Origin of the sequence: uncultured Negativibacillus sp., assembly GCF_944388365.1 — a bacterium.
Lineage (GTDB): Bacteria > Bacillota > Clostridia > Oscillospirales > Ruminococcaceae > Negativibacillus.
In genome coordinates, this window is the sequence record NZ_CALXIN010000036.1 from 1 (window position 1) to 17,815 (window position 17,815).

At 49.4% G+C, this 17,815-nt stretch carries 15 protein-coding genes; 7 read left to right on the forward strand and 8 right to left on the reverse strand.

What is annotated here, in order from left to right:
• Positions 1-115: 115 nt before the first annotated feature.
• Positions 116-1,891 carry an oleate hydratase gene (locus tag Q0L39_RS06485; protein WP_296627704.1) on the reverse strand — a complete coding sequence of 592 codons (1,776 nt, stop codon included), beginning with the start codon at positions 1,889-1,891 and terminating at the stop codon, positions 116-118.
• Between the two features lie 244 nt (positions 1,892-2,135).
• On the opposite strand from Q0L39_RS06485, the gene Q0L39_RS06490 reads away from it, so the two are divergent.
• From Q0L39_RS06490 to Q0L39_RS06515, 6 genes are all read left to right on the forward strand, one after another.
• On the forward strand, positions 2,136-2,696 hold the full coding sequence (locus tag Q0L39_RS06490; protein WP_296627706.1) for a TetR/AcrR family transcriptional regulator C-terminal domain-containing protein: 561 nt from the start codon (positions 2,136-2,138) through the stop codon (positions 2,694-2,696).
• 119 nt (positions 2,697-2,815) lie between these two features.
• Positions 2,816-4,180: a radical SAM protein gene (locus tag Q0L39_RS06495; RefSeq protein ID WP_296627707.1), complete on the forward strand. Its 1,365-nt coding sequence runs from the start codon at positions 2,816-2,818 to the stop codon at positions 4,178-4,180.
• Between the two features lie 150 nt (positions 4,181-4,330).
• Positions 4,331-5,032 (forward strand): LytTR family DNA-binding domain-containing protein, encoded by a 702-nt coding sequence (locus tag Q0L39_RS06500; protein WP_296627709.1) that lies wholly within the window; start codon positions 4,331-4,333, stop codon positions 5,030-5,032.
• Positions 5,033-5,044: 12 nt separating this feature from the next.
• Positions 5,045-5,725 carry a GHKL domain-containing protein gene (locus Q0L39_RS06505; protein WP_296627710.1) on the forward strand — a complete coding sequence of 227 codons (681 nt, stop codon included), beginning with the start codon at positions 5,045-5,047 and terminating at the stop codon, positions 5,723-5,725.
• A 90-nt stretch (positions 5,726-5,815) separates the two neighbouring features.
• Complete coding sequence (locus Q0L39_RS06510; RefSeq protein WP_296627712.1) at positions 5,816-7,645, forward strand: ABC transporter ATP-binding protein; 1,830 nt, start codon at positions 5,816-5,818, stop codon at positions 7,643-7,645.
• Positions 7,635-9,509, forward strand: a complete 1,875-nt coding sequence (locus Q0L39_RS06515; protein WP_296627713.1) for an ABC transporter ATP-binding protein — start codon at positions 7,635-7,637, stop codon at positions 9,507-9,509. The genes Q0L39_RS06510 and Q0L39_RS06515 overlap by 11 nt, the downstream gene beginning before the upstream one ends.
• A gap of 82 nt (positions 9,510-9,591) precedes the next feature.
• Here Q0L39_RS06515 and Q0L39_RS06520 read toward each other — a convergent pair whose 3' ends face one another.
• The 7 genes from Q0L39_RS06520 to Q0L39_RS06550 all read right to left on the reverse strand — a co-directional run bounded on the left by Q0L39_RS06520 (position 9,592) and on the right by Q0L39_RS06550 (position 17,381).
• The gene (locus Q0L39_RS06520; RefSeq protein WP_296627714.1) at positions 9,592-10,743 is read right to left on the reverse strand and encodes a double-cubane-cluster-containing anaerobic reductase; all 1,152 of its coding nucleotides are present in this window, start codon (positions 10,741-10,743) and stop codon (positions 9,592-9,594) included.
• A 34-nt stretch (positions 10,744-10,777) separates the two neighbouring features.
• The gene (locus tag Q0L39_RS06525; RefSeq protein ID WP_296627715.1) at positions 10,778-11,749 is read right to left on the reverse strand and encodes an ABC transporter ATP-binding protein; all 972 of its coding nucleotides are present in this window, start codon (positions 11,747-11,749) and stop codon (positions 10,778-10,780) included.
• Positions 11,742-12,770, reverse strand: a complete 1,029-nt coding sequence (locus Q0L39_RS06530; protein ID WP_296627716.1) for an ABC transporter ATP-binding protein — start codon at positions 12,768-12,770, stop codon at positions 11,742-11,744. The genes Q0L39_RS06525 and Q0L39_RS06530 overlap by 8 nt, the downstream gene beginning before the upstream one ends.
• 10 nt (positions 12,771-12,780) lie before the next feature.
• Positions 12,781-13,698, reverse strand: coding sequence for an ABC transporter permease (locus tag Q0L39_RS06535; RefSeq protein ID WP_296627717.1), 918 nt, complete (start codon positions 13,696-13,698; stop codon positions 12,781-12,783).
• Positions 13,688-14,656: an ABC transporter permease gene (locus tag Q0L39_RS06540; protein ID WP_296627718.1), complete on the reverse strand. Its 969-nt coding sequence runs from the start codon at positions 14,654-14,656 to the stop codon at positions 13,688-13,690. Before Q0L39_RS06540 ends, Q0L39_RS06535 begins: the two co-directional genes overlap by 11 nt.
• 69 nt (positions 14,657-14,725) lie before the next feature.
• Positions 14,726-16,387 carry an ABC transporter substrate-binding protein gene (locus Q0L39_RS06545; RefSeq protein ID WP_296627720.1) on the reverse strand — a complete coding sequence of 554 codons (1,662 nt, stop codon included), beginning with the start codon at positions 16,385-16,387 and terminating at the stop codon, positions 14,726-14,728.
• Between the two features lie 628 nt (positions 16,388-17,015).
• A complete protein-coding gene (locus tag Q0L39_RS06550; RefSeq protein WP_296627721.1) occupies positions 17,016-17,381 on the reverse strand; it encodes an LPS biosynthesis protein in 366 nt (121 codons plus the stop codon).
• Positions 17,382-17,733: 352 nt separating this feature from the next.
• Between Q0L39_RS06550 and Q0L39_RS06555 the strand changes: the two genes are divergently transcribed.
• The coding region (locus Q0L39_RS06555; protein WP_366916347.1) for a hypothetical protein at positions 17,734-17,815 on the forward strand (82 nt) is incomplete at its 3' end.

Here is a 17,815-nt window from a genome sequence, read left to right on the forward strand (position 1 = left end):
TTTTGCAGCTACATAACGAATAAAAAAGTAACAACGTTTATAAAAACAAGGAGGGCATCCCATCTAACGGGATGCCCTCCTTGTTTTTATAACGCAGTAAAGAGAGGATTTCTATTTAAATCAAGTGGTAGAGTTTCAACAGTTCTTCCACAATGGTGCCTTCTACCTTTTCCAGTGCCTTTTTCTCGACCAAACGATAGCCAAATGGAAGTTTAATTTCGGTCAGCTTTTTACCGTCCATCATCTTGGAAGTGGCATCCAGCAAAGCACGGATGTCATAGCAGGAACCCCATACTTCCGGTACACCACGGTCAATATTGAGCAAGGTGTAGGCAGCTTCCATACCGGTGCGAACCGAGTACTCGGTGGTGAAGATGGTATCGCGGACCGTTTCGGCAAACTGTCCGATGAAGGCAAAGTTGACACAGCCTTCCGGTACAACATTAGGGCGGTCACCTTTTGCACGAGGCATAAAGAAAGCGGTAATATATGGCATCATACATGGAATTGTGCTGGCGGAGTGTTCTGCCATGTCCATGATCTGATCTTCTGGAACGCCCATGTGATACAGCCATTCTGCGCAAATCTCAACACCGGTGCATTCTTTCATCGGTTTCTTGATGAAGTTGCCTGGGACATCGGTGAACAGACCGTAGATCCAACCGACCAGCTGGCCTTCCGGCTGAGCCTTGAAGTGAGGCTGGCGGTTAAAGGTGTAGCTTAACATCCAGGCAGAATCCTTGACGGTGATGATGCCGCCGGTGACGACCTTTCCAGAGAATGGGTCACGTTTGCAGATCTTCTGGAGGTACGGCGGGATGCGGTCATCCAGTGTAGTGACGGTAGCCGATTCCCAGTTGGTTGCTTCGATATTGGAACAGAATTTTTCTGGATGTCCAAAGTCAGGGTGCTGGGCGGCGATGTTCTTCCACAGCTGCCAGCAGCCGCCCTCTCCAGGCTGGGTGTTCATGACCGGAGCATGATGGTTGTCACCCAGAGAAGAATTTTCGGTGCAGGAACCATTGGTGACAAAAACAAGATCGTTTTCGGTCAATTCAATGGTTTTTTCCTTGCCTTCCTGGATGCACAAAATCTGGCGTGCAATCTTTTTGCTGCCTTCAAATTCAAATTTTACATTGGTGACCTGCGTATCATAGTGGAACTGAACGTTGTGTGCTTCCAGATAGCGGATCAGCGGCAGAATCAGCGATTCATACTGATTATACTTGGTAAATTTGAGGGCGGAGAAATCCGGCAGGCCGCCGATGTGGTGAATGAAGCGCTGGATGTACAGCTTCATTTCTAATGCAGAATGCCAGGTTTCAAAGGCGAACATGGTGCGCCAGTAGAGCCAAAAGTTGGATTCAAAAAATTCTGGGTCCAGCACATCGGTGATCTTCTTGTCGTAGAGCTGTTCGTCTGGCGTCATGAACAGTTTGATGACGCTCATGGCAGCTTTATCAGACAGGGTAAACTTTCCATCGGTGTGAGCATCTTCGCCGCGGTTTTGGGTTGCACGCATCAGCGAGTAGTTGGGATCGCGCTTATTCAGCCAGTAATATTCGTCCAGAACGGAGGCATCCGGTGTTTCGATGGACGGAATGGAGCGGAAAAGATCCCACAGACATTCGAAGTGGTTTTCCATCTCGCGGCCTCCACGGATGACAAAGCCGAGCTGCTGATCCTGGATGCCGTCGCAGGCGCCGCCAGGCAGCTTGAGTTCCTCTAAAATGTGGATGTTTTCGCCCTTCATCTGACCGTCGCGGATCAGGAAACAGGCTGCGGAAAGGGATGCGAGACCGGAACCTACCAGCCAGGCGGTTTTGTTGTCAACTCCTTCTGGTTTTAACGGACGTGCAAATGCTTCATAGTTGCCATTGCTGTAATACATAGTGAAACCTCCATTGGGAATCTGTAAGATGTTTATGGTTTGTGGACGGTGCAATTTTGTTTTTGCACCGGAGATATTTGCTTTTGGTGATTGTATTGTAACGGAATCAGTTGGCATTTACCATAGACAAAAAAGAATTCCTGTTTGGATTTTATACAAAGGCTTAAAAGTGTAAAAGTTGCGCCGCCATTTAAAATATGATATGATGATACATAATTTAACAGCAGGGAAAGGAGAAGACAGCATGTCTCAAATGACAAAACAGGCGTTGGCAAATTCACTCAAGTCTTTGCTTCAAAAAAAGACCTTGAATAAAATTACCATCAAAGATATTGTCGATGATTGTGGGGTAAATCGACAGACTTTTTATTATCATTTTCAGGATGTCTACGATCTGGTAGACTGGATTTTTCATCACGACTTTGAGCGCCTTTTAAAGGATTATTCTGACTATACCAGCTGGCATCAGGGATGCAGAAGGATTCTGGACTATATGCAGGAAAATCGGAGCTTGGTGCTTAATGTTTATCACTCCGTTAATCGTGTTCAGCTGGAGGATCGCTTAAAATCGTGGCTCAAGCCGATTTTGACCTCTATTGTCAGTGAAGTAGCACAGTCAATGGAAGTCAGCCAGGAGAATCGGGACTTTGTTACAGATGTCTATGTTCTGATGATGGTCGGCTTTTTTATGGAGTGGATGGAATATGATATGCCAAAGGATAAGCTGGGGAAGCTGGACAAGCTGTTTTGCTGTATGGACGGAAGTATTGCTTATACACTGGAAAAATTCGAGGAAACAAAATAGACAAAGAAAATCGGGTGTCTAAAGTTTAGACACCCGATTCTTTTTGTCTATTGTTCAGATGGGAACAGGGAGTTACAATCAGAATAAGCTATTTCAGAAAAATCAAAGGAGTGAAATGTATGAGTTTTTCTGCAAAAATGATGAATCTTGGAATGAGAAAAGTATATGATTATCTGGAAAAGGACCCGAAAACGAACCTTCCAAAACTGATGGAAATGATTGATAAGGTTTTGCCGGAATCGGTCTATGCCCCTCAAAGAAAGGTCTTTCGAGAAATTTTGGAGGATCAGGACAACAACTGGTTTGAACTGATCGAAAGTGTGTGGACAGACATCGACCCTCAGATCATCCGCAAGTTCTTTGAGAACTTTATTATGAACGCAAACCTGGATTGGGCAGAAAAGAGAGAAAAGGTGATGGAGGAATATCACTGCAATGTTCCGTGGGCAATTCTTCTGGACCCAACCTCTGCCTGCAATATGCATTGTACCGGATGCTGGGCAGCAGAATATGGCAACCGTCTGAACCTCAGCTTTGACGAGATTGATTCGATCATCACACAGGGCAAAGAGATGGGCGTCTATATGTACATCTATACCGGCGGCGAGCCGCTGATGCGGAAACGCGATCTGATCGCATTGTGCAACAAGCACAGCGACTGTGAATTCCTGGCATTTACCAATGCAACCCTGATTGATGAAGAATTTGCCGACGAGATGCTGCGGATCAAAAACTTTATTCCGGCAATCAGTGTAGAAGGTGGAGAGGAAACCACCGATGCCCGCCGTGGCAAAGGAACCTATCAGAAAGTTGTTCGCGCCATGGAGATTCTCAAACGCAAAAAACTGCCGTTCGGCGTTTCCTGCTGCTATACCAGCCAGAACCTGGATTCGATCAGCTCGGAGGAGTTTATCGATCAGCTGGTAAAATGGGGAGCAAAATTTGCGTGGTTCTTCCATTATATGCCGGTTGGCAATGGCGCTGTTGCAGATCTGCTTCCATCACCGCAGCAAAGAGAGCAGATGTATCATTGCATTCGTGAATACCGCAAAACCAAACCGATCTTCACCATCGACTTCCAAAACGACGGTGAGTATGTCGGCGGATGTATTGCCGGCGGAAGAAACTATCTGCATATCAATCCAAACGGCGATATTGAACCGTGCGTCTTTATCCATTATTCGGATTCCAACATCCGTGAAAAGACCCTGTTGCAGGCGTTGACCTCGCCGCTGTTTATGGCTTACCATGACGGTCAGCCGTTTAATGAAAACCATCTGCGCCCATGCCCAATGCTGGAAAATCCAGAAAAATTGCAGGAAATGGTCAGAAGGACGGGCGCCCATTCGACCGATCTGGAATCGCCGGAGAGTGCAGAACACCTGTGCGGCAAATGTATCGACTATGCCAAAAACTGGACACCGACAGCGGATCGGCTGTGGAAGTGTTCTCACGGCTGCGCAGGATGCCAGAAGCAGGAATAATCCGTTTTCATATAAAATAACCCCCATGCAAAAACCGGAGTGGAAATCACTCCGGTTTTTGTGTTTTCAGCAGCGTTTTATTTTCATTGCCTTTTGTTGGGAGAGTTGATACAATAGAGAACAGAATGATTTGCAGAGAGGGAGAAGTGCATGAGCTATCGTATTGCCATCTGTGACGACTGTGCTGCCGATGGAGAACTGATCGTGTCCATTGTCAAAGAGTGGGCACAGGAAAACCGGCTGGAGGAGCCGCAGACCGAACTTTTTTCGTCGGCGGAGGCGTTTTTATTCCGTTATTCCGAGGACAAATGCTGGGATATTCTGCTGCTGGACATTGAAATGGGCCAGATGGACGGAGTCACGATGGCAAAGACCGTCCGCAAAGAAAACGAGGCGGTACAGATTGTCTTTATCAGTGGCTATTCGGAATATATCGCCGAAGGGTACGATGTAGCGGCACTGCACTATCTGATTAAGCCGGTACAGCCTGCAAAATTAAAACAGGTGCTCAGCCGTGCCGCGGAGAAACTGCAGAAAAATGAAAAGACCATCCTGCTGGAATTGAGCGGCGAGATGGTGCGGGTGCCCTTGTATGAGATTCGCTATCTGGATGTGCAGCACAACTATGTCACCGTCCATGCAAAGCAGGACTATACCCTCAAGCGTGCGCTGGCCGAATTTGAGCCGCAGCTGGACGAGCGGTTTTTACGCATCGGGCGCAGCTGCATCCTAAATCTGACCTGCGTCCAGAAGGTCACCAAAACCGAGGTCACCTTGTCCGATGGAACGAGGCTTCCATTGCCGCGCGGACAGTATGAACCGCTCAATCGGGCGATTATCGCCCGTCTGTAAAGGAGGGTCGGCATGAAACTGCACTTTATCGCCAATATGATCGACCGACGGATCGCAGACTATCAGCGGGAGCTGATCGAAACCCACTACCGAGAGGTAGAGAACATGTACAACCAAATTCGCGGCTGGCGGCACGACTACCGCAACCATATCCAGACGATGAAAGCCTATGCCGCCAGTGAAAACTGGGAGGCCATCCGCTTGTATCTGGATGAGCTGGACAAGGATCTGACCACCGTCGACACGGTGGTCAAGTCGGGCAATCCCATGTGCGACGCCATCCTCAACAGCAAGATCTCGCTGGCAAAGTCGCACGACATCGAGGTCCACGCCGACGCAAACATTCCGCTGGCACTCACCACGCCAGAGATCGACCTGTGCTGCATCATCGGCAACCTGTTTGACAATGCCATCGAGGCAAGCCTTGCGCTGCCGCCGGAGGAGCGGATGATCCGCGTCTATATGGACATGAAGAACACCCAGCTGTACATCTCGTTTACCAATTTTACCGCAAAGGGAAAGCTAACAAAGGTCAAGGGTCGGTTTGCTTCCAGCAAGGGAGAAGGTCACGGTTTTGGACTGGTGCGCATCGACAACATCGTCGAGCGTCACGGCGGGTACCTCAGCCGCAACAGTGAGGATGGCGCCTTCACCACCGAGATTTTGCTCCCGCAGGACCCAGTCGAAGGGTAATTTTGCAATTCGTCCCCCAATAGGAACAATTCGTCCCCGAAATGAACACGGGGACGTTTTTTATGCTAAGATAAAACCGAGGTGAAAAGGATGAAAACGAATCAACTGCAAAAGCCAAAATATAACATGTGGCAGAACACCGGCTTCATGGTGAAAGTTGCCTGGAAAGATAATAAACTCGTGCTTTTTCTCTGTGTCGCTCTGGCGGCGGCAACAGCGGGTGTGACCATCACCGAGCTGCTGATTGCACCGATGATTCTGCAAAAGGTCGAAACGATGGCGCCGCTTGGGGAGCTGGTTTCCACCATCCTGGGGTTTAGTGTGGTGCTGCTGGCTGTGTCTGCGCTCAAAGCCTATTTTACAGAAAACACCTTGTTTGGTCGGGTAGATGTCCGAATTAAAGTTATCAACATGCTCAATCAGAAGCTGGCAGAGACCTCCTTTGCAAACCTTCTGGACACAAGGTTTATCGAGTATAGCAAAAAAGCATCTCGCGCCTGCTCCTCCAACAGGGATTCTACCGAAGCGGTCTGGAAAACATGGACCGACATCCTGACCAATGTGCTGGGATTTGCAGTTTATCTGGCGCTGCTGTCTACGTTAAATTTGGGACTGATCCTTGTGGTTCTGGCGACAACGGTGGCCGGTTATTTTATCAACAAGCGCATCAACGAGTGGGGATATCGCCACAGGGAGGAAGAAATCAAATACAATCAACAGATGGATTATATCCGGTTTCAGTCGGAAAACAGAGCCTTTGCAAAGGATGTCCGCATCTTTGGGCTTCGCAGCTGGCTGGATGATCTCTGGAACAGCACCTTCTCTCTGTATCGCGCATTTTTGGAAAAGAGAGAGAAAACCTATCTCTGGACCAATGTGGTGGATTTACTGCTGGCGTTTGCCCGAAATGGCATCGCTTATGTCTACCTGATCGGACTGGTGCTCGATCAGGGACTGCCGGTATCGCAGTTTTTGCTCTATTTTAACGCGGTCAGCGGCTTTACCCAGTGGGTGACCGGTATTCTGGACCAGTTTTCGATTCTGCACAAGCAAAGTCTGGATCTTTCCATCGTGCGGGAATTCCTGGAATGGCCGGAGCCGTTTTGCTTTGAGGACGGTGAGCCGCTTGCAAAGGATATGAACAGGGAGTATGAAATCAAGCTGGAAAATGTGTCCTATCGCTATCCCGAAGCGCAGAAGGACACCATTTCGAAGATGAATCTGACTATTCACCCTGGCGAAAAGCTGGCGATTGTCGGCTTAAACGGTGCCGGCAAGACCACACTGGTCAAACTGGTCTGCGGATTCCTGGATCCGACCGAGGGCAGAGTTCTTTTAAACGGCGAGGACATCCGCAAATATAACCGCCGCGACTACTACGAGCTGTTTGAAGCGGTCTTTCAGGATTTCTCGGTGCTGGAGGCAAGTGTCGCTGAAAACGTCGCTCAGCGGGTGGAAGGCATCGACATTCCGAAGGTATGGGACTGTCTGGAACAGGCAGGACTGACCGAGAAGATTCGCTCGCTGCCAAAGCAGCTGGAAACCAAGGTTGGACGCAGAGTGTTCGAGGACGGCATCGAGCTGTCCGGCGGCCAGACCCAGCGACTGATGCTGGCAAGAGCGTTGTACAAGGATTCGCCATTGATTATTCTGGATGAGCCGACCGCGGCGCTCGACCCGATTGCGGAGAATGATATCTACATGAAATACAGCGAAATGACCCATGGAAGAACCTCGCTGTTTATCTCCCACCGTCTGGCGTCCACACGCTTCTGCGACCGCATCCTGTTTTTGGAGCATGGAGCCATCGTGGAGGAAGGAACCCATGAACAGCTGCTGGCGGCAAACGGCGGGTATGCGCACCTGTTTGAGGTGCAGAGCCAGTATTACAAGGAAGGAGATTGTCAGGATGGAGAATAAGGTTTCCTATAAAATTGCCTGGGAAAGAAATCTGCGCGCCCTGAAAATCTGGGGTAAGCTATGTCCAAAGTACTTTGTTTCCTGCACCTTCTATTCGATTTTGAAAGCGCTGAGTCCCTATGTCACCATCTGGCTTTCTGCGCAGATTATCAACGAACTGGCGGGAAATCGAAGCCCCGAACGCTTATTCCAGCTGGTTGTGATTCAGCTGGTGTCTGCGGCGCTGCTCTCGTTGTGTACAGGTGTTCTCAACCGCTGGTACAACTGTGAAAAGGCCAGTGCAGACCGGTTGTACGACCGCATCTGGATGGAAAAGTGGATGAAACTGGATTATGCCGATGTGGACCGCCAGCAGGTTTATGACCTGTATTCCCAGGTGAAACAGAATATGAACTGGAATGGCTGGGGATTTTGGCTTAATATGGATGGATTTGAAAAAATGTTGCTGGCTGTTCTGCGTATCCTCGGTGGTATTGTCCTGTCGGTGAGCCTGTTTATATTGCCGGTGCCAGAGGGCGATTTTACGCTGCTCAACCATCCTCTTTGTGCGGTGTTGATGGTGGCGCTAATGCTGGGGATTGCACTGCTGTCTCCGATGTGTGCAAACAAATCAAATGCATATTGGACCCAGTGGGCGGAAACAGCCCGATATGGAAATCGGTTGTTTGATTTCTATGGCTTTTTAGCGCAGGACAGAAAACGCGCGGCTGACATGAGAATCTATAACCAGGAGGAAAGAGTCGGTAGAAAATATATGCAGGGAAACCGAATTTTCAGCGCTGACTCTGTTCTTGCAAAAATGTCCCGCGGTCCGCGCGGTCTTTGGATGATGGCTTCCCGAAGTGTTGCCGTTATTCTAACCGGCGTGGTGTACCTGTTTGCCTGTCTGAAAGCATGGGCGGGTGCGTTTGGTGTCGGTTCGGTCACCCAGTATGTGGGCGCCATCAACAACCTGTTTTTAGGCATCGCCGACCTGCTGGAACAGTTTGGCGTGATGCGTGCAAACGCTGCCTTTCTGGAACAGAACTTTGCATTTCTGGATGTTCCAAACAAGATGTATCAGGGCAGCCTGACCACCGAGAAGCGCGCCGACCGCCAGTATGAAGTGGAATTTAAGGATGTATCCTTCAAATACCCTGGCGCCGATGTGTGGGCGCTGCGCCACGTCAGCATGAAGTTTAAGGTGGGAGAACGTCTTGCCGTGGTGGGAATGAACGGTTCGGGCAAGACCACCTTTATCAAGTTGCTCTGCCGGCTGTACGACCCGACCGAAGGTAAGATTTTATTAAACGGCATCGACATTCGCAAATACCGGTACGACGATTATATCGACATCTTCTCGGTGGTATTTCAGGATTTCCAGCTGATGGCGCTGCCGCTGGGCGAAAACGTAGCGGGTGCAGCATCCTATGACAGGGAGCGCGTGATGGTATCGCTGAAAAACGCCGGCTTTGCCGAGCGCATGGAGCGGATGCCGTATGGGCTGGATACCTATCTATACAAGGATCTGGACAAGGAAGGCGTAGAGGTCTCCGGCGGCGAGGCGCAGAAGATTGCGATTGCCAGAGCACTGTACAAGGATTCGCCGTTTATCATCCTCGACGAGCCGACCGCTGCGCTCGATCCGATGGCGGAGGCAGAAATTTACAGCAAGTTTAACGAGATTATCGAGGATAAAACGGCGATTTACATCAGCCATCGTCTTTCCTCCTGCAAGTTCTGCGACGAAATCGCAGTCTTTGACCACGGCGCCGTGGTTCAGAAGGGAACCCATGACCAGCTGGTTGCGGATGAAAGCGGAAAATACTATGAGCTGTGGAACGCACAGGCTCAATATTACGATGAAAACCAGGAAGAAGCTTAATACACCCTTGAAAAAACAGGACCTGCATTGGAAAATCCCAATGCAGGTCCTGTTTTTTTAAGGAAATCTTGGAGACAAAAGATTAGAGCATTTCGATGAAAGCAGCACAGCGGGTATTGAGCTGGCCGATGTCCGCAGAGGAGTAGTCGGTCTCTACGCACATATAAGGAAGACCTTTGCTGGTGACAAAGCGTTTGATGTTGTAGGATTCAACGTTGTAGGTGTGGCAAGCCTGCAGAATAACTTCGACAACAGCGTCGATCTTATATTCGTCCAGCAGACGGCCCAGCAGCTTGAAGCGGTTGTCGTCCGGTGTCATGCAGGAGCAGCCGATGTTGAGGTAGCGGTCTGCGATTGCCTGGTAAATATCGTCGGCGTACTCGTTGACCAGCTCATCGACCGATTTTGCACCGCCGCAGTTTTCGAAGCAGACAACGTTGCCGCCGTTTGCCTCGATGCTCTTGACGACCTTCATGGCATTGCCGCCGATAGGACAGCCGGTGACCAGAATACGCGGACGTTTTGGAATTGGACGGTTGCCCTCGTCATATTCCTTCTTGATGCGCTCGGTCAGTGCGTTGACCTCGTCGATAGCCTTCTGGCGGTCAAACTTAAAGCTGGAACCGTACAGAACGCCGTAGAGGTTTGCACCTGCCATCGGAGGCGGATCGAGCTTCATCAGCTCATAGAAGTGGCGCAGAGCCAGACGGTTCTGGTTGGAGAGTTTAACCTGCTCACGAACCTTTTCCTCGGTGATCTCGACGCCGAATTTTTCTTCCAGCTTGTTTTTCAGAGCGACGACCTCTTCTCTCCAGAGCTTGCGGCCCATGATCGACTGACGGTTTGGCAGCTCCATGATGTAGGTGTCCTTGATTTCACCCAGCATCTCGTACATCTTCTTTTTGCCGTCGCAGGTGGTTTCGCCGATGATCAGGTCGGAGAAGTAGAAGAACGGACATTTCTGGGTCTTGGCGAAGCCATAGCTGGATTTAATCAGCGGGCAAAGATTGCGGGGAAGATCCTGTTCTGCATCGGAGATGGTTTCATCCGAGAAGGAGCACAGACCGACCGGAATGGCGCCGGCAGCCATGATGATCTCGGTAGGAGTGTAGGTGCAGAAGGTACCTACGAAAGGAATGTTCTTTTGTTTGGTTTCATAGGCGTGCAAAAAGGAATTGCGGCGCTGTTCGCTAAATTCCTCAAAGATTTCAGGGAGTGTTTTGATAACTTCCATGGGAAAATTCCTCCTTCAATATAAAATATGGTCTTTAAAGGTTGTTATAAAGATGGCAGGCGACAAAATGGCCTGGCTCGATTTCCTTGAGTTCAGGACGTTTGTTCAGGCAGATGTCGGTACATCTGCTGCAGCGTCCGCTGAAACGGCAGCCCGCCGGCGGATTGACCGGAGAGGGAACATCACCGGTGAGCATGATTTTTTTGCGCTCACGCGAGGCTTTGGGGTCTGCAATCGGCACTGCGGACAGCAGCGCCTCGGTGTATGGATGCAGCGGTTTGCGGTACAGATCGCTGGAAGGAGAGAGCTCGACCATATTGCCCAGGTACATAACCGCAATGCGGTCGGAGATATGTTTGACCATCGAGAGGTCGTGGGCGATGAACAGCATGGTCAGATCCTTTTCCTTCTGCAGCTTCATCAGCAGGTTGATGATCTGTGCCTGAATCGAAACGTCCAGCGCAGAGATCGGTTCGTCGCAGAACAGAAACTCCGGATTGACAGCGAGCGCTCTGGCGATACCGATGCGCTGACGCTGACCGCCCGAAAACTCATGGACGTTTCTCATGGCGTGTTCCGAGTTCAGTCCGACCATGTCCAGCAGCTCCAGCACCATGCGCTCCTCTTCCTCTTTGGTCTGTGCCAGCTTATGGATGCGGATGCCCTCGGCGACGATGTCATAGACCTTCTGGTGAGGGTCCAGCGAAGCATAAGGGTCCTGGAAGATCATCTGCACCTTGCCGCTGAAGTCAAAGCGTTCCTTTTTGGTGAGGTGGTGGACATCCTTGCCCTGATATTTTACCTGGCCGCTGGTCGGCTGCAGCATGCCGATGCAGGTTTTGCCGCAGGTGGTTTTGCCGCAGCCGGACTCACCGACGATTCCCAATGTTTCACCCTTGTGGATGACAAAGGAGATGTCGTCGACCGCCTTCAGGACACGTTTTCTTCCGGCGTTATAGTATTTGCAGAGGTTGGTTACCTCCAGTTCCACAGGTCTGTTATTCATGTTTGCCACCTCCAGTATGGAACGGTACACCGGTGATATCGGCGCGAGGATCGGTCAGCCAGCAGGCAACCTGATGACCGTTGCCCAGGTCGACGGTTTCCGGTTCGTATTCTGCGCAGATATTCATCGCATAAGGACAGCGGCTGCAGAAGGCACAGCTCTTGGGAGGATTAATCATATCAGGGATGCTGCCTTCGATGGTGACCAGCTCCTGCTTATTATCCAGGTCCAGACGAGGAACCGAGTTCATCAGTGCCCAGGTATAAGGATGGCGCGGATTGTAGAAGATTTCCTCATTGCTTCCACGTTCCACGATTTTGCCGGCGTACATGACGACAATTTCGTCGGCGATGTCAGCGACGACACCGAGGTCATGGGTAATCATGATGATCGCCATGCCGAGCTTTTTCTGGAGCTGCTTCATCAGTTCCAGAATCTGTGCCTGGATGGTGACGTCCAGCGCAGTGGTTGGCTCATCGGCAATCAGCAGCTTGGGATTGGTGATGAGCGCAGTGGCGATCATGACGCGCTGGCGCATACCGCCGGAGAGCTCATGTGGATATTTGTTCATGCAGGCGTGGGAATCGGGAATACCGACCAGGTCCAGCATCTCCTGCGCTCTCTTTTGGATTTCGGACTGGGACAGGTGAGCGTCGTTGTGATTTTGCAGGTTTTCCATGATCTGCTTGCCGACCATCATGGTTGGATTGAGCGAGACCAGCGCATCCTGGAAGATCATCGAGCATTCCTTGCCGCGAAACGCAAACCATTCCTTGTCCTTAAATTCCAGAATGTTTTTGCCCTCATAGAAAATCTGGCTGCCTTCCTTGATGACGCCTGGCTTTTCAATCAGGCCCAGCAGCGATTTGGAGGTGACCGATTTGCCGCAGCCGGATTCACCGACGAGTGCGGTTGTTTTTCCTTTTTCGATATCAAAGCTGATACCGCGGACAGATTGAACCTCACCGGCATAGGTAAAATAAGAGACGGAAAGGTTTTTGACATTTACCAGTGTACTCATGATTTCCTCCTTATTTTACGATCTTTGGTTCCAGCGCGCTGCGGAGCACGTCGCCCAGAATGTTAAAGCTGAGAACGGTGAGCAGGATGAGCAAACCAGGGTAGACTGCCAGCAGTGGTTTGTCCAGAATATAGGTCTGTGCTTCCTGCAGCATGCTGCCCCAGGAGGCATGTGGGATCGAGATGCCAAGGCCGAGGAAGCTCAGGGAGGATTCGGTCAGGATGGCGCTTGCAACGCCAAGGCTGGCGGCAACGATGACCGGACCGAGGATGTTTGGCAGGATATGTTTGACCGCGATGAGGACGCTTCCGGCACCCAGGTTTTTGGAAGCGATGACAAAGTCACGCTCTTTTAAGGACATTGTTTCTGCGCGGGTGATACGGGCAACCGAAGCCCAGGAGAACAGGCTGAGCACCAGAATCAGGGTGACCATGCCAGGCTTCAGGATGGTGTTGAGCACGATCATCAACAGCATGCTCGGCAGCGCAAGGAAGATGTCGGTAAAACGCATCAGCAGCATGTCCAGTTTTCCACCGATATAGCCGGAGAAGATGCCGATGGTGGTGCCGATAAAGACGGTGACCAGCATGGCGCAGAAGCCGACCAGCAGCGAAACGCGGCCGCCGTAGAGTGCGCGGGTAAAGTAGTCGCGGCCATAGGCGTCACAGCCGAAGAAATGCTCCGAGGAAGGTGCAGCAAACTTGTTTGCCAGATCCAGTTTGTTGGGATCGTAAGGGCTTAAAGGAGCCAGCAGTGCAGCAATGATAATGATGATCAAAAAGATGACGGCAAAGACTGCCACCGGATTGGACTTGATTTCATTGACGATATCTTTCCAGAGGCTGCGGTGATAGACGGTGCCCAGCTCTTTGGGCTTTTTTTCCATGCGCTGGAAGGAATTTTCATGAATGACGATCTTATTTTCCATTTGCTACGTCAATCCCCCTTTTGATTCTCGGATCTGCAAACGAATACAAAATGTCTGCGACAAAGTTGCCGACGACCAGGATAAAGCCGGAGAGCATGACGTAGGCCATGATGACCGGATAGTCACGCTTTCCGATGGCTTCCATCGCAAAGCTGCCGACGCCAGGCCAGCCAAAGACGCTCTCGATGATGAACGAGCCGCAGACCAGCGATGCCAGGTTCATGCCGATGATGGTGATGATTGGCAGCAGGGTGTTTTTCAGAACATGTTTGCGCAGGATTTCGGCAGGAGTGGTGCCCTTTGCTTTGGCTGCCAGGACATATTCTTCGCTCAGCTGTCCGATGGTGTTTGCGCGCACATAGCGGATCTTGGAGGCCATGGTGCCCAGCGCCATGGTGAGCACCGGCATAATCATGTGGATGAAGGTATCCAGCGGGGTATCGACACCGACGGTATGCATACCGGAGGACGGCAGAATGTGCAGCTTGGCGGTAAATAAAATGATGAGCAGCATACCAAAGTAGAAGGAAGGGATGGACATGCCGATATAGGCAAATCCGCTGATTGCGTTGTCGATCCAGGTGTTTTTCTTATAGCCGGCAATCAGACCCAGCGGTATGGATAGAACGAGGGATACCACCAGCGAGGTACCCATCAGGAGGATGGTAGAAGGGAGACGCTTGAGCAGCATCGGCATAACAGGGGTTTTATAGGACAGCGAGACGCCAAAGTTTCCTTGCAGAGCTTCGGCTGCCCAGGACAGATACTGCTCTCCCATGCTTTTGTCCAGACCAAGTTTCTCAATAACAATCTGTTTCTCTTCCTCTGTCATATCCTCTGTCAGGTACATGGAAGAGATGTCGCCAGGTGCCAGGTCGATGATAGCAAAGGAGAAAAAGGAGATCAGCAGCATGACGATTGCCAACTGTCCAACTTTCTTTAAACAATACTTTAACATTTGTCTTTCCTTTCCTTATTAAAAAACAGTCCTTGGGGTCAAGGACTGTTTTTTGATTGAGAAAATTGATTAGCCGTTGACAGAAATACCCAGGTAGTCGATAAATTCAGGAATGATCGGGCTGCAGTCCAGACCGGTTACATTCTTCTGAGATACCATGACATAGTTGGTGTAGGTCAGTGGGTAGATGCGGTGCTGATCCAGAGCCAGTTGAACAACTTCATCTGCCAGCTTCTGAGCTTCTTCAGGATCGGAGGTGGTGTTTACCTGAACTGCCAGCTCGCCGCAGGTGTCGGTCAGACCCCAAGCGTTGTCAGCCTGATTCAGGTAGCTGTATGCCTGGTGCAGAGTGGTACCGCGCATCGAATCCCAACCGTTGGTGCCCAGATCCCAAGTGGTTTCCTGGCCATTGAAGCCGTAAGAGGAAGCAGCAAAGAATCTCTGGAAGAAGGAAGTGGAATCCATGCCTTCGATCTGCAGGTTAACGCCGATCTGAGCCAGCTGCTGCTGCAGAACGACTGCGACAGCTTCCATGTTTGGACGGTCAGCATTGTAGATGTAGGTCAGAGTCATGCCGGACAGACCGGAGGATTCTGCAAGTTCTTTTGCTTTGTCCAGATCGAAAACGTAGTCTGGAGTGTCTGGGTTGTAAAGGGTCTGATCTGGAGTCAGGATCGAGTTTGGATTGGTAGCAAGTTCATCGGAGCCGTAAGCTGCGTCGATGACTTCGTCACCGTTGATAGCATAGAACAGTGCTTCGCGCTGCTCGTCATTCAGGTTTGCTGGGCCAAATGGGTTGACCTGCAGGTAGTTCAGTCTTGCTTCGGAGAAGGAATAGATGTTGTATTTGTCTGGCTGAGAGCTGTATTTTTCCAGCTCATCAACAGTGGTAATACGCATGTAGTCGATTTCGCCGTTTTCAAAAGCGATTGCTTTGGTGGAACCGGAACCGATAACCTTCATAACGATTTTCTTAACCTGCGGAGTGCCTCTGTAATAGTCGTCTCTTGCAGTGCAGACAAAGCTGTCCTCATTGATTTCGGTAACGGTGTAAGCGCCGGAGGTAACAAATCCTGGGGTGCTGTAGTACTCGGTGGAGTTTTCCAGAGCTGCCGGATCGCCGTCAAAGACATGAGCTGGGTAAACGTTCATGCCGGACAGAGTAACGATCTGATAGTTGTATGGTTCTGGCAGAACAAACTCGATGGTTTTGTCGTCGATGATGTTCATGCTGCCTTCAACGCCGTTGACGCGGATGTAGCGGTTGTATCCGTATTTGTGGACGGAGTAATCTGCGCAGAACTGAATGTCAGCGGTGGTGATTGGGGTACCATCGGACCAGTTTGCATCGTCACGGATGTGAACGGTGTAGGTTTTGCCGTCTTCGGAAATTTCCAGGCTGTCTGCCAGGTAGTAGTCCAGACCGCCGTCGTTGTTTTCGATAAAGAGTTTATCGTACAGAGGGCGGGTCATCGAGGTGTAGTCGTCCGAGCCGCCGGAGTGTGGTGCCAGGGTATCTGGCATGTAGCTGATTGCTACAGTGAAGGTGTCGTTGTTTTCGTTGGAAGTTTCCTCAGCAGAGGTTTCTTCGGTGGTTGTGCTTTCTTCGGTTTCTGTTGTTTCAGTGGTTGTTTCCCCTGTGCTTGTTTCTGTTGTTTCGCTAGAGCCGCAGGCTGTAGCAGCCATCATCATTGCAGCAGCCATCAACAGAGCAAGAATTTTTTTCTTCATCGCTGGTGCCTCCATTCTTATTGTGACCGTTCTCCCTGTAAGAACAGTGATGTGCAGATTTATAATTTTTGTAATATTCAGATATTTTTTATACAATTAAATACAAATCATGCACAATATGTAACTTCAGTTTATCGGATGAATTTGGAATTATCAAATAGTTTTTATAAATCATATGGGATTTTAAGATTGACAAATTCTTTCAGAAGATTGTCTTTTTACAAACAAATTTCCCTTTATCGACATATTTTTGTCCAATTCATCGAGGGAACCATTTTTTAAATAAAATAATTGTGCTTTTTGAGAATGGATTTTGAGAGGGAAATCAGGTAATTCGTAAATTGTAAAAAGTTTATGAAGGATAAAAATGTGTATTGTAAAGCCAGAAGGAGTGCAAAACTAAAAATCCATCGAATTAATACAATGCATAAAAATACAACAAAGAAAAAAAGACAAAAGGAATGATATGTAAAATCCTTCCTATAATTAAGCGAAAAATTTGGCACCGTGCTCATATGACCAACAAATGATTTGAAAAGAAAAGCGTTTATTTTTACAAATGGACCTCTATTAAAACAAATGGGAAGCCGGACACGCGGCTTCCCATTTGTTTTGATGCAATAGATATTTACTTAGAGTGTGGTTCTGAAGGATCTGGTTTTGTCAGAAATTCCTTTCTCAAAATCTCCTTTGGAGGTTCAATCTCATTGGCAATGCTATGTTCGGTTAGTTCGGACAGCAATTTGATTTTTTGATTCAGCAGAGGACGCATACAGTTGGGGACATGTTCTTGGTGAGCACGGTGGATAGCGACACATTCCTTGCAGTTTCCGTGGTAACGGCAGGCTTTTTTGCAGGGGCAGTGATCCTTATCCTTATATTCCTCCCGAAACGCAGCAGCAAATTCTTCCTGTAGGCGTAGTCCTTCCTCACGATTGCCCTTGTGAAACGCTTTCATGGCAGCAAGTTCTTTTAGATTGTTTTCGATTTTCATGCAGACACCTCCTAAAGTTGAGTGGGTTCCTTTGGAATTATGATAGCATATCCGGCAGGAGTTTTCCAGAGAAGATAAGTTTGTGTTTCAGAGTCTACTGTGATATACTTTGGAAAAGAGAAGCGTTTTTTGCAGATGGGAGGTGTCAGGTTTGACGTTTGGGAAACGAATCCAGCTTTTTCTTGTTGATGGAACACCGAATGGACGATGGATATGTGAGTTGTCAAACTGGACAGGTATCGCTTATAAGCTGCCAAGAAACATGATTAAAGAAAGCGAGAAGCGCAGTGAACTTGCCTCTCCTGGTGTATATTTTTTGTTCGGTTATGATGATGCATAAGATCGGCCTCTGATTTACATTGGTGAGGCAGAAGATATTATCAAACGCCTCAAGCAACATCTTGAGAAAAAAGATAATTGGAACGAAGCGATTG